Source organism: Streptomyces sp. NPDC043996 (assembly GCF_056435225.1).
This window is the reverse complement of sequence record NZ_JBWKEY010000010.1, coordinates 138464-161380: the sequence shown is the minus strand read 5'-3', so window position 1 is coordinate 161380 and position 22917 is coordinate 138464. Positions and strand designations below refer to the sequence as shown.

The 22917-nt window shown below is 73.8% G+C and carries 19 protein-coding genes; 5 read left to right on the top strand and 14 right to left on the bottom strand.

The window, feature by feature from the left end; all coding sequences use genetic code 11:
* Positions 1 to 39: 39 nt before the first annotated feature.
* Both ssuE and AC07A4_RS26080 read right to left on the bottom strand, forming a co-directional pair.
* Positions 40 to 591, bottom strand: a complete 552-nt coding sequence (gene ssuE, locus AC07A4_RS26085) for an NADPH-dependent FMN reductase (protein WP_478602794.1) — start codon at positions 589 to 591, stop codon at positions 40 to 42.
* A 68-nt stretch (positions 592 to 659) separates the two neighbouring features.
* Positions 660 to 1832, bottom strand: a complete 1173-nt coding sequence (locus AC07A4_RS26080; protein WP_478602792.1) for a MupA/Atu3671 family FMN-dependent luciferase-like monooxygenase — start codon at positions 1830 to 1832, stop codon at positions 660 to 662.
* A gap of 196 nt (positions 1833 to 2028) precedes the next feature.
* On the opposite strand from AC07A4_RS26080, the gene AC07A4_RS26075 reads away from it, so the two are divergent.
* Together AC07A4_RS26075 and AC07A4_RS26070 are read left to right on the top strand one after the other, a co-directional pair.
* Positions 2029 to 3546 (top strand): class I adenylate-forming enzyme family protein, encoded by a 1518-nt coding sequence (locus AC07A4_RS26075; RefSeq protein ID WP_478602790.1) that lies wholly within the window; start codon positions 2029 to 2031, stop codon positions 3544 to 3546.
* Positions 3547 to 3558: 12 nt separating this feature from the next.
* Positions 3559 to 3813 (top strand): phosphopantetheine-binding protein, encoded by a 255-nt coding sequence (locus AC07A4_RS26070; protein ID WP_478602788.1) that lies wholly within the window; start codon positions 3559 to 3561, stop codon positions 3811 to 3813.
* A 279-nt stretch (positions 3814 to 4092) separates the two neighbouring features.
* Here AC07A4_RS26070 and AC07A4_RS26065 read toward each other — a convergent pair whose 3' ends face one another.
* The 10 genes from AC07A4_RS26065 to AC07A4_RS26020 form a co-directional block, all read right to left on the bottom strand.
* Positions 4093 to 5259, bottom strand: a complete 1167-nt coding sequence (locus AC07A4_RS26065) for a nucleotide disphospho-sugar-binding domain-containing protein (RefSeq protein ID WP_478602786.1) — start codon at positions 5257 to 5259, stop codon at positions 4093 to 4095.
* A complete protein-coding gene (locus AC07A4_RS26060) occupies positions 5147 to 6853 on the bottom strand; it encodes an MFS transporter (RefSeq protein ID WP_478602784.1) in 1707 nt (568 codons plus the stop codon). The genes AC07A4_RS26065 and AC07A4_RS26060 overlap by 113 nt, the downstream gene beginning before the upstream one ends.
* The gene (locus tag AC07A4_RS26055; RefSeq protein WP_478602782.1) at positions 6850 to 8019 is read right to left on the bottom strand and encodes a nucleotide disphospho-sugar-binding domain-containing protein; all 1170 of its coding nucleotides are present in this window, start codon (positions 8017 to 8019) and stop codon (positions 6850 to 6852) included. The genes AC07A4_RS26060 and AC07A4_RS26055 overlap by 4 nt, the downstream gene beginning before the upstream one ends.
* A complete protein-coding gene (locus AC07A4_RS26050) occupies positions 8019 to 9173 on the bottom strand; it encodes a nucleotide disphospho-sugar-binding domain-containing protein (protein ID WP_478602780.1) in 1155 nt (384 codons plus the stop codon). Before AC07A4_RS26050 ends, AC07A4_RS26055 begins: the two co-directional genes overlap by 1 nt.
* A complete protein-coding gene (locus AC07A4_RS26045; RefSeq protein WP_478602778.1) occupies positions 9161 to 12394 on the bottom strand; it encodes an amino acid adenylation domain-containing protein in 3234 nt (1077 codons plus the stop codon). Before AC07A4_RS26045 ends, AC07A4_RS26050 begins: the two co-directional genes overlap by 13 nt.
* Entirely contained in the window at positions 12391 to 13596 is a 1206-nt protein-coding gene (locus AC07A4_RS26040; protein ID WP_478602776.1) for a nucleotide disphospho-sugar-binding domain-containing protein, read from the bottom strand. The genes AC07A4_RS26045 and AC07A4_RS26040 overlap by 4 nt, the downstream gene beginning before the upstream one ends.
* Positions 13597 to 13797: 201 nt before the next feature.
* Positions 13798 to 14511 (bottom strand): ABC transporter permease, encoded by a 714-nt coding sequence (locus AC07A4_RS26035; protein ID WP_478602774.1) that lies wholly within the window; start codon positions 14509 to 14511, stop codon positions 13798 to 13800.
* On the bottom strand, positions 14511 to 15443 hold the full coding sequence (locus AC07A4_RS26030) for an ABC transporter ATP-binding protein (protein WP_478602772.1): 933 nt from the start codon (positions 15441 to 15443) through the stop codon (positions 14511 to 14513). The genes AC07A4_RS26035 and AC07A4_RS26030 overlap by 1 nt, the downstream gene beginning before the upstream one ends.
* Positions 15444 to 15528: 85 nt before the next feature.
* Positions 15529 to 16701, bottom strand: coding sequence for a nucleotide disphospho-sugar-binding domain-containing protein (locus tag AC07A4_RS26025; RefSeq protein WP_478602770.1), 1173 nt, complete (start codon positions 16699 to 16701; stop codon positions 15529 to 15531).
* Complete coding sequence (locus AC07A4_RS26020) at positions 16689 to 17921, bottom strand: glycosyltransferase (RefSeq protein ID WP_478602768.1); 1233 nt, start codon at positions 17919 to 17921, stop codon at positions 16689 to 16691. Before AC07A4_RS26020 ends, AC07A4_RS26025 begins: the two co-directional genes overlap by 13 nt.
* A 231-nt stretch (positions 17922 to 18152) precedes the next feature.
* Here AC07A4_RS26020 and AC07A4_RS26015 point away from each other — a divergent pair, with 231 nt between their 5' ends.
* Genes AC07A4_RS26015 through AC07A4_RS26005 form a run of 3 tightly spaced genes read left to right on the top strand, consistent with a single transcriptional unit; the run spans position 18153 to position 20749 of the window.
* Complete coding sequence (locus tag AC07A4_RS26015) at positions 18153 to 19217, top strand: ketoacyl-ACP synthase III family protein (RefSeq protein ID WP_478602766.1); 1065 nt, start codon at positions 18153 to 18155, stop codon at positions 19215 to 19217.
* A gap of 34 nt (positions 19218 to 19251) precedes the next feature.
* The gene (locus tag AC07A4_RS26010; protein ID WP_478602764.1) at positions 19252 to 20013 is read left to right on the top strand and encodes an NAD-dependent epimerase/dehydratase family protein; all 762 of its coding nucleotides are present in this window, start codon (positions 19252 to 19254) and stop codon (positions 20011 to 20013) included.
* A 55-nt stretch (positions 20014 to 20068) separates the two neighbouring features.
* Positions 20069 to 20749, top strand: a complete 681-nt coding sequence (locus AC07A4_RS26005) for an antibiotic biosynthesis monooxygenase (RefSeq protein ID WP_478602762.1) — start codon at positions 20069 to 20071, stop codon at positions 20747 to 20749.
* Positions 20750 to 20860: 111 nt separating this feature from the next.
* On the opposite strand, the gene AC07A4_RS26000 is transcribed toward AC07A4_RS26005, so the two are convergent.
* Both AC07A4_RS26000 and AC07A4_RS25995 read right to left on the bottom strand, forming a co-directional pair.
* Positions 20861 to 22090: an FAD-dependent monooxygenase gene (locus tag AC07A4_RS26000; RefSeq protein ID WP_478602760.1), complete on the bottom strand. Its 1230-nt coding sequence runs from the start codon at positions 22088 to 22090 to the stop codon at positions 20861 to 20863.
* Positions 22087 to 22917: an SRPBCC family protein gene (locus AC07A4_RS25995; RefSeq protein ID WP_478602758.1), complete on the bottom strand. Its 831-nt coding sequence runs from the start codon at positions 22915 to 22917 to the stop codon at positions 22087 to 22089. Before AC07A4_RS25995 ends, AC07A4_RS26000 begins: the two co-directional genes overlap by 4 nt.

Below are 22917 nucleotides of genomic sequence, written 5' to 3'. Positions count from 1 at the left end.
TGGTGTCCGTGTTGTCGGTGGGGTTGGTGGGGCCGCTCTTCAGGCGGCGGGGGCCAGGTCCTGGGCGGGGTGGTGCAGCGCCTCCACGAGGTCGGCGAAGCGTGCGGTGGCCGTGTCCAGGCGGGCGGCGGCCTCGGGTTCGAGGCCGCCCGCGCGGACCCGCTCGGCGTGCACGAAGAAGCTCTCGGCCACCGCCGTGGGCTTCATCGACATCAGGACGGGGCGGAGCCCGTAGTCCAGGGCGAGCAGATGGGCGGGGGAGCCGCCGGTGGCCAGCGGGAGCACCACCTTGCCCGCGAGGCCGGACTGCGGCAGCACGTCCAGGAACGCCTTCAGGAGCCCCGAGCAGCCCGCCTTGTAGACGGGGGTGGCCAGGACGATGGCGTCGGCTTCGGCGAACCGCCGGGTGGCGGCGGCGAGTTCGGGGTCATCGGTGTCGGCGGAGAGCAGCGCGGCCGCGGGCAGCCGCCGCACGGACAGGGTCTCCACCTGGTGGCCGCGCCGACCGAGCCGCTCGGCCGCGAGGGCGAGCACCCGGTGGGTGAGGGACACCGGCGAGGGGCTGCCGGAGACGGCGAGGACGGTCGGCATGGACGGCCTCCTTGAGGTCGGCGAGTCGGCGAGTCGGCGAGTCGGCGGGGGGGGGGCGGGGCGGCGGGTCAGTGGGTCGGCGCGAGCTCGCCGGACCGGGCCGCCTCGTGGCGTACGGAGTCGTGGCCCGAGTCGTGGCGTGCGGACTCGCGGCGTACGGCGTCGAGGAGTTCGAGGGAGCCGAGCACCCGCTCCCGGTCCGGCACGAAGTCGACCAGGCAGGCGATCTCGTCGACCCCGGCCTCGCGCACCCGCCGTGCGGTGGCCGCGCACTCCTCGACCGTGCCGATCAGCGCGTTGCCGGACAGGTACCGGTTGACCGCGAGGCCGGCGAGCCTGCGCTGGGCGCGCTCCTCGGCGAGGACGTCCCGGCCCTCCTTGTTCCCGCTCATCCGGCCGCCCGCCGCCACGGCGCCCGCCTCCAGGTCGATCGCGGAGAGCAGGTAGTCGCGCAGCGCGCCGCCGCCCACCTCGCGCGCGAGCTCGGGGGTCTTCGCGACGTAGGTGTGCATCATGACGGTGACCTTGCCCGGCCCCTCCCAGCCCGCGTCGGCGCGGGCCCGCCGGTACAGGGCGGCCTTCGTGGCGAGCGACGCCACGTCCTGGTTCTCCAGGTGGGTGAGGACGTTGCAGCCGAGCCGCCCCGCCTCGCGGAACGTCTCCTCGCTGCGCGAGGCGGTCACCCACACCGGGAGTTCGTCCCGCACCGGGCGCGGATAGACCGGCAGCGTGGCCTCGGCGCCCAGCGGATTGGTGCCGGTCCAGCGGCCGGTGCGCCAGGCCTCCCGGATGTCGTCAAGGTCCTGGAGCATCTGCGCGCGGCGCGTGTCGTACTTCTCGGGGGCGAGCACGAAATCGTTGACGTTCCAGCCGGAGCCCACCGAGATCGCGACGCGGCCGCCGGAGATGCCGTCCACCATCGCGAAGTCCTCCACGACGCGGGCCGCCGGGTGCAGCGGCGTGACCACGCTGCCCGCGCGGATCTGGATCCGGCGGGTCACGGCGGCGATGGCGGCCGACGTGACGGCGGGGTTGGGGAAGGCGCCGCCGAAGCGGTGGAAGTGGCGCTCGGGCGTCGACACGAAGCCGAAGCCGAGCTCGTCGGCGCGCCGCGCCGAGTCCAGCATCAGCCGGTATGTCTCCTGCGCCTGGTCGCCGACCGCGGCGAAGAAGAAGACGCCGAAGTCCAGCGGCTGCCCACCGGGTTCAGCGCTGCCGGTCTGCCGGGAATCCGCGTTCATCCTGTGCTGCCTCCTTCAGGGACGGGCGGGGCTTGCTGCCCGCGGTCACCCTCCGGCCGCCGCCTCGCAGCCCGCTTGAGTCCGGGCAGGCCGCCGGGGGCCGAGAACCGCTCCACCGGGGTTCGAGCGCGCGGGGGAAACCTGGGCCGGGACCGACTCCGTTCCGATGGACCCGCTGGACCCGAGAGGTTGCTGGATGACGACACAGACACTGCTGGCCGCCGACACCGTCGACGGCCTGCTCGCCGCGGCGGTCGCCGCCCGGCCCGACGCACCCGCGGTCACGGACGGCTCGGGCACCTGGACTTACGCGGACCTCGACGCCTGGTCACAGGCGTACGCCGACTGGCTCACCGCCCGGGGCGCGCGCCGCGGCGACCGGGTCCTGGCCCGGGTCGGCAACGTCCGCGAGTTCACCGCCCTGCTCTTCGGCGCGCTGCGCCGCGGCCTCGTCTTCGTGCCGGTCAACCCGGCGATGAAGCGCTTCCACCTGAACACCGTGGTGCCCGACTGCGAGCCTGCCCTCCTGATCGGGCAGACCGCCGAGGACGTCGCGGTCCTGCGCGAGGTGACGGACCGGCCGGTGTTCGGCCTCGACGAGGTGACGTCCGGCGCCGAGCGGCTTCTTGGCGCCGCCCCCGGCCCGGCCGACGCGGACCCGGTGCGCCCCGACGACCTCGGCCTGCTCATCTACACGTCGGGCTCCACGTCGGCGCCCAAGGCCGTCGTCAGCACCCACGCCCCGGTCGTCTTCGCGGCCCGCGCCATCCAGGCCCGGCTCGGGTACCGCGCGGACGACGTCGTGCTCGCCGCCGTACCGCTCTCCTTCGACTACGGCCTCTACCAGGTCTTCCTGTCCGTGATCGCCGGAGCGCGGCTCGTGCTCAGCGAGCCCGACCGGCACGTGGGCCTGCTCGGCACGCTCCACGACCACGGGGTGACCGTGGTGCCGCTGGTGCCGTCGCTCGGCGAGATGCTCCTCGCCCTGGCCCGCAGGGACCGCCGCGAGCCGCCGCCGGTGCGTCTGTTCACCAACACCGGCGCCGCCCTCACCGCTCCCGTCATCGCCCAGTTGCGCGCCGCCTTCCCGCACGCCCAGGTGTCGCCCATGTACGGCACCACCGAGTGCAAGCGGGTCACCGTGCTCGAACCGGACGGCGACCTGGCCAAGCCAGGCTCGGTCGGCCGCGCCCTCGACGGCACCCAGGTGCTGATCCTCGACGACGACGGGCGGCCCCTGCCGCCGGGCACCGTCGGTGAGATCACCGCGCGCGGACCGCACGTCATGTCGGGCTACTGGCGCGCCCCCGAACAGACCGCGCCGCGCTTCCGCCCCGACCCGGTCACCGGCGAGATCACCCTGCACACCGGCGACTACGGGTACCTGGACGCCGACGGCCACCTCTACTTCGCGGGCCGCCGCGACGACCTGTTCAAGCGCAAGGGCGTCCGCATGGGCACCCTGGAGATCGAGACGGCCGCCCTCGACATCCCGGGCGTCACGGCCGCCGCCGTGCTCGCGCCCGCCGACGGCCACGACCTCACCCTGTACGCCGTCGCCGAGCTGGCCGAGAACGCGGTCCTCGACGAGCTCGCCGAGCGCCTGGAGGCCGCGAAGGTCCCGGCCGTGTGCCACCTCGTCGACGAGCTGCCGCTCACCCCCAATGGCAAGACCGACAAGCTTCGGCTGCGCGACGCGCGCGGCGCGTCTTAAGGAGTACGGACCATGACCACGATGGACGCGCGGCTGGACGCGGAGTTCGAGCGGCTGCTCACCTCGGTGCTGCCCCGGCATGCCGGGGCCCTTGATCCGGGGCTTGATCTCAAGGCCGCGGGCCTTGATTCCATGGCCACGATTGAGCTTCTTGTGCGGGTGGAGGACGCCTATGGCGTCGAGTTCCCTGAGGCGAGCCTCAACTCCGCCACCTTTGCCACGCCTTCGGCGCTGTGGGGGGTTCTCAGCTCTCTACGGGGCGCGTAGTCGCTTCTTGCGGATGGATTTGCCACGCCATGTTGTCTCCGGTCTGCGGGATTGATGTGGCTGGTCGCGCAGTTCCCCGCGCCCCTTTGGGGCGCTTTACCTCCCCCCAAGTAAAGGAGTCCCCCCATGTCCCATCTCTTCATCGGGATCGGCATTACCGTCGTTGTCTGTCTCGTCTTCAAGTTCGGTGGTGACGCGCTGAAGAAGCGGCGTGACTGACGCGTACGAAGCGAAGAGGCCCCCGACCGGGATCCGGTCGGGGGCCTCTTGCTTGGTGGCTCAGGTGGTGGTGAGTCGCTCCAGGTCCGTCACCACGCGGGCCGGGGTCGGCATGGCGGCCATGTCGTCGCGTAGGCCCTTGGCGGCCTTCCAGTAGCGGTCGTCGGTGAGGATGTCGGTGAGGGCCTCGCGGATCTGGGCCGGGTCGTTCTGCGGGGCCGCTTCAGGGAGTACGCGGGCCGCTCCGGCCGCGGCGAGCAGTTCGGCCGATGCGAACTGGTCCACCAGCTGGGGCAGGACGACCTGCGGGAGGCCGAACGAGCTTGCCGTCATCGTGGTGTTGGCGCCGCCGTGGTGCACGACGGCGGCGCAGTCCCGCAGGAACAGGTTGAGCGGTACGGGATCCACCACGCGGACGTTGTCCGGCAGCGCGCCGAAGCCCTCGTGGAACGCCGGGTCCGCGGTCACCACGGCCTCGACGTCCGTGAGCCCCGCGAAGGACTCGATGATCGTGCGGAACAACCCGGTGCCGTTGAGCTCCAGGGTCTGGCGGCCCAGGCAGACCACCACCCGGCGCACCCCTTCGGGGGCCGGTGTCCGCAGCCACGCGGGCACGGTGCCGACGCCGTTGAAGGGCACGTAGCCGATCGGTTCGCCCGGCGCGGCGCTCGGGTGGCGGAGGGCAGGGGGGCAGGGGTCGAGGATCAGGTCGGGGTCGGGGAGGCCGTCGAGGCCGAGCCGGTGGGCCGCTCCGTACAGGAAGTCGCGGGCCGAGGCGCGGGACGGGCCGCTGAGCGGGTCGACGCCCCAGCGGTGCTGCACCGACGGCACCCCGAGGACCTTGGCGACGATCGGTCCGGTGAGCTCCATCTGCTCGGACACGATCAGGTCGGGGCGCAGGTCGCGGGCGAACTCCAGGTAGGCGCCGAGCAGATAGCGGGCGTGGGTCTCCCACAGCTTGGTGGTGCCCGCCATCTTCTCCGGCGGCGTCGGGCCCATCAGCTCCAACGGCCGTACCCCGGGCGGCAGATGGCGCTTCAGTACGTCCAGGCCGTGGAAGCGGTCGCCGACGTCGACGGCGGATATCCCGGCCGCCCGGGCCGCGTCCGTGACGTCAGGCTGCGCGGCGACCGTCACCTCGTGCCCGGCCCCCTTCAGCGCCCAGGCCAGCGGCACCATCGGGGTGAAGTGGGTGGGGAAGGGGGTGCTCAGCATCAGTACGCGCATGGTCCGGTGTCTCCTGTGCGGTGGGGGTGTCGTTGACGTTCACGTCGTTCATCAGCAGTGCGGTGATCAGGGCGAGAAGGAGCAGCCCGGCGGCGGTCAGCAGGACCGTGCCGGTGGCGTCGGCGAACGCCCGCGTGACCAGGTGGCGGCGGGCCGGGTCGAGTCCGGCGAGGCGGGCCGCGGCGGAGTCCGGGTCCTTGATGCCGGACGCCCCGGCCGCCGCGGCGAACCGGGTGCTCAGGACCGCGCCGAGCACGGTGCCGCCGATCGTGGTGCCCAGCATGGTGGCGAACCGCGAGGTGGTGGTGACCACGCCCAACTGGTCGGGCGGCGCGGCCGACTGGGCCATGAACAGGGCGATCTGGGTGACCCCGCCGAGGCCCGCGCCGAGCAGCAGGAGCAGCGCGTCGAGCTGCCACAGGGAGGCGTCGGCGACGGTCAGGCCGAGCCCGGCGACGGCGATGACGGAGGTCGCCGTGGTGACGGTCAGGGCGGCCTTGCAGCGTCCGGTGCGGGCGACCCAGCGGCCCCAGCCGAGGAACACCAGGACGACGCCGGCCGCCAGCGGGAGCAGATGCAGACCGACCACGTCCAGGTCCACGCCCCGCACGATGTTCAGGTAGTTGATCAGGAAGACCGGCAGCGAGAGCAGGGCGAACCCGCCCACGAACTGCAGCACGGCGGCCGGGCGGAACACCCGGTCCTTGAAGAGCGTGAGCGGCATCAGCGGGTCCGCCGCCTTCCGCTGGCGCACCACGAAGGCCACGCCGAGGGCGAGCGCGCCGTAGGCGTACGACACCCAGGGCCCGGAGTGGCCGTGGTCTCCGTACGCCTTGACACCCAGCAGCAGCGAGCAGGTGGCGCCCGCGATGAGCACCGAGCCGACGACGTCGACCTTCTGCCGGGTGCCCGTGCCCGGCAGCTTCAGCGTCCACGCGACGCCGGCCAGGGCGAGGCCCACGACCGGCACGTTGACCAGGAAGATCCAGCGCCAGGACAGCTCCTGGCTGAGCGGGCCGCCGATCAGCGGGCCCGCGATGATGCCCGCCGCGATGAGCGCGCCGCCCGCGTTGGAGCGCTGGGCGCGGGACTTCGGCGGGTACAGGGTGGCGATCACGATGAGGGTCATGCTGATCAGACCGCCGCCGCCCAGGCCCTGGACCGCCCGGAACACGATCAGCTGGGTGAGGGACGTGGCGCTCGCGCAGAGCGCCGAACCGGCCAGGAAGGTGACGAGCGCGGTGAGGTAGACGCGGCGTGGCCCGTAACTGTCGCTGAGCCTGCCGTACAGCGGCTGGGAGGCCGCAGCGGCGAGCAGGTACGCGGTGATCAGCCAGGGGAAGCGGGCGATGCCGTGGGCCGGGTCGAGGTCGCGGACGATCGGCAGGATCGCCGAGGAGACGACCGACCCGTCGAGCAGGGCGACGGCCATGGTCGCCATCGCGCACACCATGAAGACGAGGACCTGGATGTCGCTCATGCCGTGTGGATTGGGCGCCTTCTCCTTGGCTTTCGCCCCCTCCTTGGCATTCGACCCCTCCTCGGCATTCGCCTTTTCGTCCGCCTTCTCCGGCTTCGTCTCCGTGGTGCTCACGCCCGCACCGCCTGACGGGCGGCCAGGTCCTCCAGGACGCCGACCGTCTCCGACGCGGCGGGCAGCTCCTCGACCTGGTGCCGCAACAGGGCCGCGTCCCGCCGGTAGTCCGGGTCGGTGAGCAGCGCGCGGACGGCGTCGGTGAGGTGGCTGTCGCCGTTCTGGAGCTCCGCCGAGTCGAGGCTGATCCCGGCGCCCGCGTCGGCGACCCGGTCGCCCGCCACGAACTGGTCGCCCACCTGCGGCAGGACCAGCTGCGGCACGCCGAGCGCGGCCGCGCCGAGCGTGCTGCCCGGGCCGCCGTGGTGGACCACCAGGTCGGCGCCGGGGAACAGGACGCCGGGAGCGGTCTCCTCGGTGTACGTCATCGTCCCCGGCAGCGCCCCGACCGCCGCGCGGAACCGGGCCGGGGCCGACACGACCGCCTCGACGCCGTCGGTGCGCCCGAGCGCGGCGACGACGCGGCGCAGCAGCGGGGCGCCGCCCAGGTCGAGGGTGTGCCCGCCGAGCGCCACCGCGACCCGGCGGCCCGGTGGCGCGGTGTACGCCCAGGGGGCGCGGCCGCCGGTGTGGGGGACGGGGCGGATCGGGTGGCCCGGCGGGGCGTCGGTGGAGCGGAGCGCGGGCGGCGCCGGGTCGAGGAACAGGTCCGGGCCCGGCACCGCGGCGAGGCCGAGGCGCTCGCACAGCGGCCCGAGCCACATCAGGGTCAGCTTGAGCATGGCGGTGCTGGTGGGGCTGACGCCCCAGCGGTGTTCGACGCTCGGGACGCCGAGCACCGAGGCGACGATGGGCGCCGCGAAGTCCATGTGGTCGCCGACGACCAGGTCGGGCTTCCAGTCGCGGGCGAGCTCCAGGTAGTCGTGGAGGTGGTACGGGGTGTGGTTGCGCCACATCTGGGCGGCGCCGTCGATCTGCCGCGCGGGCGGGCGGCCCACGGCCTCGATGGGGCGCGGGCCGCGCGGGCCCTTGCCGCCGCGCAGGTCCTCGTGGTGGAAGGCGTCCCCGTACGTGGCGGTCGCGAGGCCCGCGGCCGCGGCGGGGCCCGTCACATCGGGCTGGCCGGTGACGAGGACCTCGTGGCCGGCCGTCTGGAGCGCCCTGACCAGCGGCAGCATGGGCAGGAAGTGGGTGGCGGCGGGGGAGCTGACGAACAGGACGCGCATCACAGGTTCTCCAGGTCACGGACGACGGCGGCGGGGCTCGGCATGGCGGCCATGGTGGCGGCGAGCTGTCCCGCGCCCTGGGCGAAGCGCTCCTCGGCGAGCAGGGTGCGCACGGCCGCCGCGATGGCCGCCGGGTCGTTCTGCTCGTCGGCGGTGGCGAGGGTGAGCCCGGCGTCCGCGGCGGCCAGCAGCTCACCGCCCTGGAACTGGTCCACCAGCTGGGGCAGGATCAGCTGCGGCACGCCGAGACCGGCCACGGTGAGCAGGGTGTTGGCGCCGCCGTGCGTGACGACCGCGTCGGTGTGGCCGACGAAGCCGTTCAGCGGCGTCGGCGGGATGAGCCGCACATTGGCCGGGACGGTGCCGAGCCGGTCGAGGAACTCCTCCTGGACCGTCATCACGGCCTCGGCCTCGGGGATGTCCCCGAAGGCCTCGATGATGCCGCGGAACATCGGGACGCCGCCGAGCGCGAGGGTCTGCCGCCCCATCGTCACGCACACCCGGGGCCGCTCGCCGCGCGTCCGCAGCCAGCCGGGCACCTCGCCGGTGCCGTTGAAGGGGATGTGCCGGATCGGGGTGGCCGCCGGGGTCCCGGGGCACAGGAGCTGCGGCGGCGCCGGGTCGAGCACCAGGTCGGGCCGCGGCAGTCCGCCCTCGATGCCGAGCCGCTCGCAGGCGCCCGCGAGCAGGTCCTCGGCGGTGCCGCGCATCAGATGGCTCATCGGGTCGACGCCCCAGCGGTGCGACACCACTGGGATGCCCAGGGCGCCGCCGACGAGCAGCGCCGACCAGTCGAAGATCTCCGAGACGACCAGGTCGGGCCGGTACTGGCGGGCCACCTCCAGATAGCGCGGCGCCAGGTAGCGGGAGTGCAGGACCCAGACCCGGGAGCCGATGAGGGTCATCTTCGGGGTGAGCGGGCCCACGATCTCGATGGGCCGCTTGTCCGGCGGCAGCGGCGGGGACAGCAGGTCCTTGCCGAAGAACTGACGGCCCACGGTGACGGTGGAAAGGCCCGCGGAGCGGGCCATCGGGACGATGTCGGGCTGCCCGGCGACCAGCACCTCGTGCCCGGCGCCGCGCAGTGCCCAGGCCAGCGGCACCGTGCAGGAGAAGTGGGTGGACTCGGGGCTGCTCAGGATCAGTACGCGCATGAAGGGTCCTCTGCGGGCTCGTTGGGTTCCCCGGGCTCGTCGGAAGCGGAGTCGGCGGCCTTGGGCCCGTGCTCTGGGCCGTGCTCCGGCCCGTGCTCCGGGCCGCGGCGCACGGCCTCGGCGAACGCGGTCACGACGGTGTCGGCGAACGCGGCGGGCAGCCGGTCGGCGCGCACGGTCGCGGTGGCCAGGGCGCCGTCCGGGGTGATCCGGACGTCGAACTCCAGCTCGGTGAACATGGTGGGCTCCCCGATCCGCCCCAACTCGACGGCGCATCCTTCGAGTGCGAGCACGGGGTCGGGGTCGTCCTGCATCAGGAAGCTGGGCATGGGCCCCAGGGCCGCGCCGCCGCCGGTCAGGACGATCGTGCGGGCGAGCCGCGCGCCGCCCAGCTCCTGGGCGCCGAGCGCGTCGTCCACGTTCGCGGCCGCCTGCCGCAGCGGGTCGGCGCCGCCCGTCTGGTGGGGCGGCCAGAACCGCAGGTAGAGCAGGTCGACGCGGCAGCTCACGGCGGTCGCGAGGACTCCGCTGCCGCGGCGGGCCACCGGCACCTTGACGGTGATGTCCGGCTCGCCGGTCAGTTCGCGCAGGACGAGCCCGAACCGGGCGGCGAGCACCGCGAACCGGGTGGTGCCGAGCTCGCGCGCGTACCGCTCCCAGGCGCCGAGGTCGGCCCGGCTCAGGCGGCGCGAACGGGAGTGCCCGGGGGCGGCGGTGGCGGAGCCGTCGGTACGGCCGGGGACGCGCAGCTCCGTGAGCTCCTCCAGGTGCTCCTCCCAGTAGTCCCGCTGGGCGTCCAGGTCGACCCGTGACACCACCCCGTGGTGGTCGGCGGCGACCTCGGCGAGGGTGGCGGCGGGCCCGGCGAACTCCGGTTCCCGGCCCGCGGCCCGCGCCGCGTAGGCCAGGCCGAGGTCGGCGGCGAGCACCGCCTCGGACGCCCCGTCGAAGGCCACGTGGTGGACGACCAGGCCGAACAGGGTGCGTCCGGTGTCCCGGCCGCGCACCACGCCGCACCGCCACACCGTGCCGTTCGTGAGGTCGAGCGGGGTGAAGACGGCCGCGAGCCAGTCGGCGACGGCCGCCGTCTCGTCGGGCGCGTCGGGCAGGCGCAGCGCCGTCACCCCGGCGGGCCGGTCCGGCACCACCGCGTAGCCGGTCTCGTTGTCCCGGATCAAGTACCGGGCGTGCAGGGCCTGGTGGCGCAGGTGGACGTCCTGGGCGGCGCGGGTCAGCGCGGCCACGTCGACGGGGCCCTCGATCCACCAGGCGAGGCGGCACAGGCCGCCCATGCGGTCCTTGTCGTGGGCGCCCGCGAACAGGAAGCCGGACTGCTGCGGCGGAAGGGGGATCTCGCCGGGGCCGAGCCGGGACCAGGCGGACCAGGCGGACCCGGCGGCCGTGGCGGCCGTGGCGGTGGCGGTGGCGGTGGCGGTGGCGAGCCAGGCGGCGAGCTCCCGCACGGTCGGGGTGCGGAAGAGCTGCGAGGGCGGCACGGGCACGCCGAAGGCGGCGTCGAGCCGCTGGCAGAGCTGGGCCGCGTCGAGCGAGCTGCCGCCGAGGTGGAAGAAGGAGTCATCGGCCGCCACCGGGCCGCGGCCGAGCACCTCGCGGTAGGCCTCGGCGACCAGCGCCCGCGTGCCGGTCAGCTCTTCGGCGGGCGCGGCGTCGGCGTCCGGCCCCGCGGGGGCGGTGAGCGCGCGCCGGTCCAGCTTGCCGTTGGCGAGCAGCGGGAACCGGTCCAGGAGGTGGACCCGGCGCGGCACCAGGTACTCGGGAAGCGATCCGGTGAGGTGCTCGCGCAGCGCGTCGGGACCGATCCCGTCACCGGCGCGCGTGTAGAACAGGGCCAAACCGTGGTACGAGCCGTCCGGCTTGGGCAGCGGGACGACCGCCGCGCCGGTCACCGTGGGGATGCGCTCCACCGCGCGCTCGACCTCGGCGGGCTCGATCCGGTGCCCCCGGACCTTGATCTGCCGGTCGTCGCGCCCCTGGTAGTACAGCACCCCCTCGGCGGTCCGGTGCCCCAAGTCGCCGGTCCGGTAGAGGCGTTGGCGGCGTCCGTCGACCTCGGTGTCGACGAAGGCGGCGGCCGTCAGGGCCGGGTCGCCGAGGTAGCCGTGGGCGAGCGCGGGCCCGCCGAGGCACAGCTCGCCCCTCTCGCCCGGCGCGCACGGGCGGGCGCCGTCGAGGACCAGGACGTCGGTGTGGGGCAGGGCGGCGCCGAGCGGGATGCCCGCCGGGTCGTCGCAGTCGGTGTCCCGTACCTCGTGGGCCGTGACGATCGCCCCGGCCTCGACGGGCCCGTACACGTTGAGCAGCCGGATGCCGGGGTGGGCGGCGAGGAACTGGCGGACGCGCGGCGGGGCGGCCCGTTCGCCGCCGACCGCCAGCCACTTCATGCCGGTGAAGGCGGCGACGTCGGCGGTGACCAGCATGTTGAAGAGCTGCGTGGTCAGGAACGCGGCGTTGACGCCCTCGTCCGCGATCAGCGCGCGCAGCGCGCGCGGCACCAGGACCTGCTCGTCGAGCAGGACGGTGGTGCCGCCGGTGAGCAGCGTGGACCAGCAGTCCAGGGTGAAGCCGTCCCAGGTCGGCGGGGCGGTCTGCGGCATCACCGTGCCGGGGCCGAGCTCGGCGAAGGTGTCCGTGTCGAAGAGGCGGACGGCGTTCTGGTGGGTGGCGATCACCCCCTTGGACGTGCCGGAGGAGCCGGAGGTGAAGAACACCGCGCACGGGTCGTCGCCGCCCACCGCGACCGGCGCCGGGCGCAGGGCGCGCGCGGCGGCGACGGCCAGGCCGTCGGCGGGCGGCGCCCAGGCCCGCACCGGCCACCCCGCGCCCGCTTCCGTGGTGACCAGGAGCGGCGCGCCGAGGTCGCGGATCTGCCGGTCGAGCCGGTCGGCGGGCCAGCGGGGGTCGAGGACCGAGTAGGCGGCCCCGCACTTGAAGAGCCCGAGGAGGACCGCGACCAGCGCGGTGCCGCGCTCCATGAGGACGGGCACCAGGTGGCCGGGGCCGACGCCCTCGGCCTGGAGCAGCGCCGCGCAGGTGTCGGAGGCGGCGTCGAGCTCGCGGTAGGAGACCCGCGCTCCCCGGTGGACCAGGGCGGTCGCGTCGGGGAAGCGGCGGGCGGCGTCCTGGAACAGGCCGTGCATGGTGGTGCCCCGCAGGAACGGGGCGGTGCCCCGGTCGGTTACGGGTTCGAGCAGCGTCGTCATCTTCCCGCCTCCTCAAGGGCCTTGGGCGGCGCGATGTCCGTGTGGCCCGCCCGTACGCACGCTTCGAGGAAGCCCACGAGGCGGTGCGGGGTGGGCATGCGGTCGATCTCGGCCCGCAGCGCGGTGGCCCGCTGCCGGTAGGCGGGCGTTTCGAGCAGGTCCCGTACGGCGTCGGCCACCTGTCCTGAGCTTCCGGCGGGCAGCGCGTTGCCCGCGCCGGAGGCGCGCACCAGGTGGGACCAGTGCTCCTGGAAGGCGTTTTGGGGCAGCAGCAACTGGGGCAGGCCGTGGGTGACGGCGAGCAGTCCGCTGCCGACGCCGCCGTGGTGCACCAGCGCGTCGCAGTGCGCGAGCAGCACGTCGAGCGGGAAGTCCCGCACCATCCGCACGCCGTCCGGCAGTCGGCCCGCGCCTTCGGCCTGGGCGCCGGTGACGGCGAGTACGACGTCGGCGCCGAGTCCGCGCAGAGCGGCCACCACCTGGTCGCGGACCTCGTCGAGGGCGGCGGTGGTGACCCCGCCGGTGACGCAGACGAGGGGGCGTCCGGACGTCCGGTCCTCGCGCAGCCAGCGGGGCAGCGCGGCGGGGCCGCTGTAGGGCACGTACCGCATGTCGGCGCGGCGCACCCCGTGCGGCGGGCGCAGACCCGGCGGACAGGGGTCGATCCAGACGGACGGGCCGACCACCGGGTCGAGGCCGAAGCGCTCGAAGAGCCGAGCGTACGACGGCCGCAGCTGGTCCTCGCTCTCGCAGTGCACGCCGAGCGAGACGCCCCAGGTGTGGCCCACGGCCGGGACCTTCACGGCGGCGGCGGCCACCAGGCCCGCCGCGGCGGCCGTGTCGTGGACCACGATGTCCGGGCGCCAGAAGCGGGCGAAGGCGACCAGGTCGTCGGTGAGGGTGTCGGCGACCGCGATCATCTTCTCGGTGAGCGCCTCGCTCAGGTCGGCGTCCAGGACGGCGGCGGACTCGCCCGCGGCCTTCAGCCTGCCCGGCCCGAGCCCGAGTCTGCGGGCGGCCACGGCACCGGCGGCGGCCTCATCACCGACGGGCACGGCCACCAGGCCCGCGCGGGTGACCGGTTCGACGCACTGCGGGCGCACCGCCACCCGCACCTCGTGGCCCGCGAGCCGACTGGCCCAGGCGAGCGGGATGATCCAGGGGATGTGGGCCGGGCCGTGACCCACGAACAACACGCGCATTCAGATGCCTCACTCCATCGCGTCCGGTCAGTGGCAGCCCCAGGGTGCGACCGCCCACTCGAACGCGACTCGGGCCCCGTACGAACGCAAAAGTTCCCCGCGCCCAAAGGGGCGCGGGGAACTGCGCGAGCAACCAGAGACAACCCGCACCCGCCCGAGAAGAGAGCCCCCCGAGCTAGTAGGCGAAAGCCGACCGCCAGGTCACGCCCGACGGCCCCCCCTGCGATACGCGTACGCGGCAAAGGCGGCCAGGATCGCCGTCCACACCGCGAGCACCCCCACCCCCGCTGCTGAAGGCGCCCCGTCAGAAGCCGCGTTCCAGGACAGCTCCGCGTACCGGTACACCGGCGTCTCCTTGGACAGCGGCTGCGCCCAGGAGGGCAGTTGGTCGACCGGCATCATCAGGCCGCCGAGCAGGGTCAGCGTCAGGTACGACACCGTGCCCGCGATCTGCGCCAGCTGCGCGCGGAACAGATAGCCGATGCCGATGCCGAGCATCGCGAGCGGCGCGATGCCCACCCACAGGAGCAGGAACACCGCGAGCCAGGTGCCGAAGGAGAGGTGAACTCCCTTGTAGACGCCGCCGATCAGGCCGATCACGACGATCGGCAGGATGCCGAGGCAGGTGGCGACCGCGCCGCGCGCCACCACGACCTGTGCGGGCGAGAGCGGGGTGAGCCGCAGCTGGCGCAGCCAGCCGAGCGCGCGGTCCTCGGCGATGCCGGTGCCGTTGGTGATGACCACGCCGAGCGCGCCGAACGCGGCCGCGCCGACCATGGACCGCACCAGGGACTCCTGGTCGGGGCCGCCGCCCGCGACGGTCAGATACAGGCCGACCGGCATGACGAGGCTCATCATCAGATAGCCGCCGTTGCGGACGAGCCGCAGGATTTCGAGTCGGATGTAGCCGATCATCAGCGGGCCTGTCCTTCCGGTGCGCTGTCGCGGTGGCGTGCCTGGTGGGTGAGGGCGATGAAGGCCTCTTCGAGGCCGACGCCGGAGACCTCGAGGTCGGTGAAGGCGTCCGCGCGGGCGAGGGCGTGCACGGTCTGGTCGGACTCGGTGGTCCGCAGGTGGACCCGGCCGCTGTGGAACTCCACCGAGGTGACGCCGGGCAGGAGGTCGTAGCGGTCGTCCGCGCCGTGCGGCACGAACGACACCGTGCGGCCCTCGATCATGTTCTTGATCTGGTGCGGCGTGCCGTCGGCGACGACCTTGCCGGAGGCGATGACGACGACGCGGTCGGCGCTGTCGTCGGCCTCCTCCAGGTAGTGGGTGGAGAACAGCACGGTGTTGCCGCGTTCGGCGTACCGCCGCATGGCGTCCCACAGCTCGCGCCGGGACTCGACGTCGAGGGCGGCGGTCGGCTCGTCGAGCACCACCAGGTCGGGGTCGCCCGCGAGCGCGAGCGCGAACCGCACCCGCTGGGCCTGGCCGCCGGAGAGGCGGTCCACCTTCCGGTGGGCGAGCTTGGTGAGCTCGGCGAGTTCGAGCACCTCGGCGAGCGGCAGCGGACGGGTGTAGGTCTGCCGTACGAAGTCCACGAGTTCGCGCACCGAGACCCGGGGGATCATCTTCCCCTCTTGCAGCATGGCGCCCAGGTGCCCGGCGCGCATGGCGAGTTCGGGCTTCTTGCCGAACACCTCGATGGTGCCCTCGTCCTGCGGGAACAGGCCGAGCAGCATGCCGATGGCGGTGGACTTGCCGGCGCCGTTCGGGCCGAGCAGGGCGACCGTCTCGCCGCGCGCGATGGTCAGGTCGACGCCGTCGACGGCCCGGACGTCTCCGTACTTCTTGACCACGCCCCGGAAGACCACGGCCGGGGGGCTGCCCGGTGCTGCTGTCATGGGCGGTGACACCTGATTCCTCTCCTCGGATCCCTCCGAGCGTTCATACGGGCGTTCCTGTCCTGCTTGTGCCGAAGGGCGCATCTCAGACCAGGCCTTCCAGGGTGCGGACCAGTTCGGCGGGGCCGGGCAGGGCCGTGATCTCCGCGCTCACCTCGTGCGCCGCCTTGCGGTAGCGCTCCTCGTGGAGCAGCCCGGCGAGGGCCTCGCGCACCAGGTCCGGGTCGTGCTGTTCCGCCTCGGTGCCGAGGTTGAGCCCGGCGCCGGACTCCGCCACGAGCCGCCCCGTGGTCCGCAGGAACGGCTTGTCGCCGGGGAGCGCCAGCTGGGGCACGCCGGAGGCGAAGGCCGTCATGCTGGTGCCGCTGCCGCCGTGGTGCACGGCGAACGCGGTGTGCCGCATCACCGGGCCGATCGGGAACCGGTCCACGACCTGCACCGTGGGCGGCACGTCGCCGAGCAGCGGGTGGTACTGGGCGTCGATCGGGAAGAGCACGTCGACGCCGAGCGCGGTGCAGGCGTCCAGGACGTGCCTGAAGCCGAGGGGGAGGCGGCCGGTCTCGGCGAGCAGCTGCCCGTGCCACATGCCGAGGCACAGCAGCGCCCGCGGCCGGGCGGGCTCCCTGACCGCCCAGTCGGGCAGTTCGGCGGTGCCGCAGTACGGGACGTAACGGGACAGCAGGCCGGGGGTGTTGTCGCCGCCGGGAAGGAGCGAGGCCGGGCTCGGGTCGATGAGCAGGGCCGGGTCGGGGAAGCCGGCCGCCGCCCCGTGCGCGACGCAGAGGTCGTGCAGCTGCGTCTTGGCCTGGCGAAGGAGCGGGCTCGTGAAGTCCTCCGGGCCCCAGCGGTGGATCACCCCGGGCACGCCGAGCGCCCCGGCCACCACGAGCCCGCCGAACTCCACCGGGTCGGTGACCACCAGGTCCGGCCCCCAGTCCCGGCCCAGGTGCACGAAGTCGTCGAGGTAGCCGCCGAGCCGGGCGCGCCAGCGCTCCCCGATGGCGTCCCACTCGGAGTCCGCGCGCCGGTCCATGGAGTCCCGGCCGACCATCGCGACCGCGCCGGGCCGGGTCAGCTCCTTGCGGGCCCCGCCGGAGCCGCCGACGAGTCGGGTGTCCAGGCCCGCCGCCGAGGCGAACCGGACGAGTTCGGCGTCCCCGGCCACCAGGACCTGGTGCCCGGCCGCGCGCAGCGCCCAGGTGAGCGGCACCATCGGCACCAGGTGGCTGGGCACGAGGGCCGTGATCAGTACGCGCATGACTCCTCCTGGCGCTCCTGCGCGGCCACCGGCGGCCCGGGCCGCCCGTGCGCCGCGACCAGCGCTTCGATGTCGGTGACGAGGTGGTCGACGGGCGGGCAGGCGAGGATCTCGCGCCGCACGGCGGCCGCCCGGCGCCGGTACGTCGGATCGGTGAGCAGGGCGGTGACGGCCGCGTGGACCGCCTCGGCGTCCGCGAAGGGCGCGGGCAGGTCGATGGCGGTGCCGAGCTCGGCGCAGCGCCGCGCCGAGTGCGGCTGGTCGTCGTACATCGGCGTGACGAGCATCGGGGTGCCCGAGCGCAGGCCCTCGCGGATGCCGCTGTGGCCGCCGTGCGTGATGAACACGTCGGCGGCCTCCAGGAGTACGTCCTGCGGCACCCACTCGTTGACCAGGCGGACGTGGTCGGGCACCGGTCCGAACGCCTCGGGGTCGCGGCCGACGCCGATGGAGACGACGGCCGTGCAGTCGATGTCGGAGACCGCCTCGATCACCGCCTCGATCACCGCGTCCGACTTCCACGGCAGGGACGGCGCGATGGTCCCGATGGACGTGTAGACCAGCGGCTTGTCCTCGGGCAGCTCCGCGAGCCAGGGCAGCACCGGGTCGTCGCTGCGGAACGGGGTGCTCTGGCGGTAGTGGCGCAGGGTGCGCGGGTCCAGGTCGTCGGCGGTGCAGCTGGGCGAGAGCCAGCTCACCAGGAGGTGCCGGTAGGCGGTGTTGTCGTCCGTGGTGGCGGGCAGCCCCAGCGCGGCGCGCAGCTCGTTGAGCGGGCCGTGGGTGACCTGGGGCGGCAGCAGATGGGTCGAGCCGCCCGCGACGGCCACGTGCGGGATGCCGAGCGCCTCGGCGGCGAGGTAGCCGCCGAGCTCCTCGCCCTCGCGGACGATCACGTCGGGCCGCCACCGCTCGGCGACGGCGATGATGTCGCGGGCCGCCGTCAGGGCGGGCGGGCCCAGGACGCACTCGACCAGGCCCGCTTCGTACGCCTCCTGGTCGCCGTTCCACAGGCCGGGCGCGATCGCGGCGATGCAGTCGGGGTCGAGCGCCCAGTCGAGCCCGGCGGGGAAGAACTCCAGGCCGTAGCGCTCGCTCTCGCCGCGCATCGACTCGTCGTCGGCGACGGCCACGGTGTGCCCGGCTCTCAGCGCCGCCTGGGCCAGGGGGATCAGGAGCCGCAGATGCGACTTGCCCGCATGGGCGGTGAACAGGATGCGCACGGCGGATCTCCGGGGGATCTGTGGGGGGCAGGGGGCCGCCAGTCGGCCGGGACCACAGCGTGGCCGCCGCCCCTCGGGCTCCGCTCGCGCCGCACTTGAGCCGCACTCGAGCCGTGCTGGACCGGGTGCGGTCCGGCCGTTCCCCTCCCGGACTCCAGTGCGGTTCGAGAGCCGCTGGCGACCGTGGGCGCATGCCGAGACCCGTGCGGGCCGAGCCGGAGGAGTAACGGGATGCGCTGGAACGAGATCTATGTCGCTGGTGTGGGCAGTTGGCTGCCCGAGCCGGTGCCGGTGAGCGAGTGCGTCGCGGCCGGGGAGTGCGGCCAGGAGTGGATCGACGACTTCGGGTACGACTCCGTCCGCATCGCCCGCGAGGCCGCGGGCGAGCCCTGGACCGCGCCGCCGGACATGGCCGTCGCCGCGGCCCGCACGGCCCACGAGCGCTCCGGTCTCGCCAAGGGCGACTACTCACTGCTGCTGCACGGCAGCACCTGGTACCAGGGCCTGGACATCTGGCCCACCGCGTCCTACGTCGCGGGCCGCACGGTCGGCAAGACGGTGCCCGCGCTCGACGTGCAGCAGCGCTGCAACGTCGGCGTCAGCGCCCTGGACCTGGCCGCCGCCCACCTCACCGCGGGCTACGGCACGGGCGGCGCCGTCATGGTCACCACCGCCGACCGCTTCGGCGGCCCCGGCGCCGACCGCTGGCGGCTGCGCCACGGCAACGCGTACGCCGACGGCGGCACCGCGACCGTGCTCTCCACCCAGGGCGGCTTCGCCCGGCTCGTCGCCACCGCCACGGTCGCCGACAACGGCCTGGAGCCGATGGCGCGCGGTGACGAGCCGTTCGCGCCGGTCTCACGGGCCGCCGAGCGTCAGGTCGACCTGACCGCGCGCGGCGACGCCCACAAGGCGGTCAGCGACGAGACCCTCACCCACATCCGCTTCGGCAAGGTGATGACCGAGGCCAAGCAGGCCGTCCTCGACGACGCGGGCCTGGAGACCGGCGACCTCGCGTACGTCGTGATCCCCGCCACCGGCCGGATCCCGGGCCCCTTCCAGATCCACCACCTGCTCGGCGTCGACGAGTCCGAGACCACCTGGGACTTCGCTCGCACCACCGGCCACATCGGCGCCGGTGACTGGGCCGCGGGCCTTGAGCACCTGCTGCTCACCGGGGCCCTGGACGTCGGCGACCACGTGCTGCTCTACGGCGGCGGCGCCGGCTACACGATCACCACCGCGGTCCTGGAGATCCTCACCGTCCCCGCCTGGGCGGCCCGCCCCAGCGCATGAACCACCCTTTCACCACGAGGAGTTGGCACACCCCATGGAGATCGTCGGCAGGGGATTCCTGGCCGGACACCTGGCGGGCGTCAGCGAGCGCCACCCCGATGTGGTGGCGCTCGCCGCCGGGGTCTCGGCCGCCGGTGACATCCCGCCCGAGCAGTACACCAGGGAGTCGGTCCGGCTCTACGAGACGCTGCGGCACTGCGAGAGGCACGGCAAGCGCCTCGTCTTCTTCTCCACCGCGTCGGCGGGGATGTACTCGGTGCCCGACGCCTCGCCGGGCCGCGAGGACGGCCCGGTCTACCCGGCCACGCCCTACGGCCGCCACAAGCTCTCCCTGGAGGCGGTGGTCAAGTCCTCCGACGTGGAGTACCTGATCCTGCGCCTGTCCCACGTGGTGGGCTTCAACCAGCCGGCGCACCAGCTCCTTCCCGCCCTCGTACGCCAGTTGACGACCGGGCGCATCCAGGTGCACCGGGGTGCCCGGCGCGATCTCATCGACGTCGCGGACGTCGTCAGGATCGTGGACGCGCTGCTCGTCGACGGCCGCACCCGCGACGTCGTCAACGTGGCGTCAGGCCACGCCCCGCGCATCGAGGACGTCGTCGCGCACATGGAGGGCCTGCTCGGCACCGACGCCGAGAAGACCTATGTGCAGGCGTCCGGCGCCCAGCCCGTCTCCATCGACAAGCTCTGCCGACTCGTGCCGCCCGTGTACGGGCTCGGCTTCGGCCCCGACTACTACCGGGGCGTGCTCGACAAGTACGTCCGCGCGTACGCCGCCGGTCCCGTGGCCGCGTGAACCCCCTCGAAGGCAACGCACACCCAACGCACACCTACCGAAAGGCACCACCGTCATGACCGTCACGCCGGAGAACGCCCCTGTCGTCGCCGTCGCCCACTTCGTCCTGAAGGAGAAGCACAAGGCGAAGGGCGCCGAGTTCGAGAAGGCGTACCGCAAGTACCAGGAGGCCGTCGCCGAGCGCGACGGCATGCTGCGCACCGCCCTGCTGCGCGGCATCGGCTCGCCGGACAACTTCGTCATCCTCACCTGGTGGCGGGACGCCGAGGCGCACCGCACCGTCGTCGGCGACTGGCAGTTCTTCACCTCCGTCAGCAGCCGCTTCGTCTACCTCGCCGCGATCACCAGCGTGCACGGCCCGGTCCTGGCGGGAGAGACCGCCGCCGACGGCATCGGCGACGGCACCGCCCCGGCCGCCGACGCCGCGGTCGCCCTGACCGCCTTCACCCTGCGCGAGGGCGCCGAGCGCGCCGCCTTCGAGGAGGCCTTCCTCAGCCACGTGTCGTTCGTGAAGGGCAACGAGGGCTTCCTCGCCCACCAGCTGGTCCACTCCGACCGTGAGGCCGGTGCCTACGTCAACATCGGCTGGTGGACCGGCCCCCAGGCCTACGCCCCCGTCCTCAAGAGCACCGAAATGATCACCGACGCCCAGCGCATGGCCGAGCAGGCAGAGGTCAACGGCGGCCTGTACACCATCGTCGTCGACTCGGTCCGAGCGGAGACGGTGGCGGCGTAACCAGCACGCGAAAGAGGGGGCCGGGTCGCAAGACCCGGCCCCCTCTTTCGCGCCCCGAAGGGGCGCGGGGAACTGCGCGACCAGCCCCCACCCACCCGCAGACAACCCACCTCAAGCAGTGAACAGTTCTTCCGCCACCCGAATCGACGGATTGCCGAAGGCGATGGTCCGCAGGATCTTCCGGTACAGCGGGGTGTGCTTGACCACGGCCGCAAGGCGAGGCCGCACCCGCGTAGCGACCACGCCAGTGGAAAGCATCGCCTTGCTCTGCAGCCCCTGCAACCGCATCATCGCCGCGATGTCCGCGGCGCGCCGTTCCTCAAACCGCCCCAGAGCCCCGGCATCCGCGCTGCCGCAACGCACCGCCTCCACCAGCAGCGGATGCAAGACCACCGCGTCCTGCACGGCCAGGTTGATGCCCTGCGCGCCGATCGGGCTGTGCGTGTGCGCGGCGTCGCCGATCAGGACCAGGCCGTCGTCGGCCCAGCGCTCGGCCCGCCCGGAGAAGACGTCGAGCAGGCTCAGGTCACGCAGCGAGGTGATCTGCTCGTCGATGAGGCCCGCGTACGCCGGAACGGCCCTGGCCAACTGCTCCTTGACGTGCCCGAGGCCGTGCTTGACGACCTCCTGGTACCCCTTGTGCGGCAGCGTCCAGCCGATCTGCAGCTGGTCCGGCCACGACGCGTACACCAGGACGGGGCTGGTGCCCGCGCTCCGGAACACGCGCACGTCGTGGGACGCGGACGGCTCGCCCTTCAGCTTGAACCAGAGCACGTCCTGGTCGAACGCCTCGGTGCGGCCCGCGTCGATCCCGGCGAGCCGCCGCACCTTGGAGAAGCGCCCGTCGGCGCCGACCACGACCTTCGCGTGCACCGCGTACCCGTCCCCGGCCGCCCCGGTGATCCGCCCCCGCTCGTCCCGGAGCAGCTGGTTCACCCGGCGGCCGTCGAGGTAGCGGAAGCCGGGGAACCTGGCGCAGTCGAGCAGGAGCGCGGTCAGCAGGTGGGACTGGGGGAGGGAGAGCAGATGGTCGTACGGGGCGGGCAGCGACCGGTAGTCGATGTCGAGCAGCACCCGGTCCCGCTCCACGAGCCGGAACCGGGAGTGCTCGTGGCAGCCGCGCTCCCGCGCCTCCCGCAGCACCCCGATCTTGTCGAGCACCGCCTGCGCGCCGGGCTGCAGGATCTCGCCGCGGAACTCCCGCTCGTGCGACCGCGACCGCTCGACGACGGTGACCCGTACGCCCGACCGCAGAAGGAGCAGCGCGAGGGTGAGCCCGGCGGGACCGGCACCGACGACGCAGACGTCGGTGTAGTCGTCCTCGGTCTCGGCGGTGCTCATCGGGCACCCGCCGTCGTGAGCGCGGACCGCGCCCCGGCCTCGGCGAGCTCCCGCACTCGTGCGTGCTCGCGGGCGGCCACGGCGAGCACGTCGGCCGTCACCCGCACCCCGCCCGGCACCTCGGTGAGCCGCCACCGGCGCCGGTACAGCGCGGCGGGCTCCGGCGGCGTCAGGAGCTTCTGGACGATGACGCCCTGGCCGTGTGTGATCTGCACGGTCGGTACCGAACCCTCGGCGCCGAACCAGGCGTCGGCGTCCGGGACGTCCCGCGCGGGCAGCGCGGCGAGGATTCCGGCCCGCACCTCGGCGAGCGAGCCCGGGACGACCGCGCTGGCCTCGCCCCGCACCACGTCGTCGGTCAGCGCGGTGGCGCTCTCCGCCTGCGACTTGAGGGTGCGCATCTGGAGTCCGCCGTGCCGGTCCAGTTCCCCGGCGGTCTCGGCCGGGTCGGCGTCCGTGGTGAACCAGTGCCCGGACACCACCTGGCAGCCGCCGTCGGGGCGCGCCACGAAGTCCCAGGTGCCGCCCAGTTCCTTGATCGGGCCGACCGAGCCCCGCTGCTCGAACACCATCCGCCGCGCCTCCGGGTCCAGGGTGCGCCGCGATGTCCACACGCGAAGGCCCGTCCCGTCGGGGCGCACCGCCCAGAACTTCACCTCGTCGTCCGCGCCCTGCCGGGAGACCACCTCGGTGTGCGCGATCCAGGGGTAGAGCACCGGCCAGCCCGCGACATCGGTGAGTGCGCGGTACACCGCTTCGGCCGGGGCGTCGATGTCGATCCCGGCGCGGGTGTGGTGGATCTCCCGCTCTGCGGGGGCAATGGTCAT

Bases quoted from the DNA above. Each gene is read 5' to 3' on its own strand.
- AC07A4_RS26040 (WP_478602776.1), bottom strand. From the start codon at position 13,596: ATGCGCGTGTTGTTCGTGGGTCACGGCCCGGCCCACATCCCCTGGATC.
- AC07A4_RS25995 (WP_478602758.1), bottom strand. From the start codon at position 22,917: ATGACCATTGCCCCCGCAGAGCGGGAGATCCACCACACCCGCGCCGGG.
- AC07A4_RS26015 (WP_478602766.1), top strand. From the start codon at position 18,153: ATGCGCTGGAACGAGATCTATGTCGCTGGTGTGGGCAGTTGGCTGCCC.
- AC07A4_RS26045 (WP_478602778.1), bottom strand. From the start codon at position 12,394: ATGACGACGCTGCTCGAACCCGTAACCGACCGGGGCACCGCCCCGTTC.
- AC07A4_RS26005 (WP_478602762.1), top strand. From the start codon at position 20,069: ATGACCGTCACGCCGGAGAACGCCCCTGTCGTCGCCGTCGCCCACTTC.
- AC07A4_RS26055 (WP_478602782.1), bottom strand. From the start codon at position 8,019: ATGCGCGTCCTGTTCGTCAGCTCCCCCGCCGCCACCCACTTCCTGCCC.
- AC07A4_RS26010 (WP_478602764.1), top strand. From the start codon at position 19,252: ATGGAGATCGTCGGCAGGGGATTCCTGGCCGGACACCTGGCGGGCGTC.
- AC07A4_RS26050 (WP_478602780.1), bottom strand. From the start codon at position 9,173: ATGCGCGTACTGATCCTGAGCAGCCCCGAGTCCACCCACTTCTCCTGC.
- AC07A4_RS26065 (WP_478602786.1), bottom strand. From the start codon at position 5,259: ATGCGCGTACTGATGCTGAGCACCCCCTTCCCCACCCACTTCACCCCG.
- AC07A4_RS26030 (WP_478602772.1), bottom strand. From the start codon at position 15,443: ATGACAGCAGCACCGGGCAGCCCCCCGGCCGTGGTCTTCCGGGGCGTG.
- AC07A4_RS26035 (WP_478602774.1), bottom strand. From the start codon at position 14,511: ATGATCGGCTACATCCGACTCGAAATCCTGCGGCTCGTCCGCAACGGC.
- AC07A4_RS26000 (WP_478602760.1), bottom strand. From the start codon at position 22,090: ATGAGCACCGCCGAGACCGAGGACGACTACACCGACGTCTGCGTCGTC.
- AC07A4_RS26080 (WP_478602792.1), bottom strand. From the start codon at position 1,832: ATGAACGCGGATTCCCGGCAGACCGGCAGCGCTGAACCCGGTGGGCAG.
- ssuE (WP_478602794.1), bottom strand. From the start codon at position 591: ATGCCGACCGTCCTCGCCGTCTCCGGCAGCCCCTCGCCGGTGTCCCTC.
- AC07A4_RS26075 (WP_478602790.1), top strand. From the start codon at position 2,029: ATGACGACACAGACACTGCTGGCCGCCGACACCGTCGACGGCCTGCTC.
- AC07A4_RS26025 (WP_478602770.1), bottom strand. From the start codon at position 16,701: ATGCGCGTACTGATCACGGCCCTCGTGCCCAGCCACCTGGTGCCGATG.
- AC07A4_RS26070 (WP_478602788.1), top strand. From the start codon at position 3,559: ATGACCACGATGGACGCGCGGCTGGACGCGGAGTTCGAGCGGCTGCTC.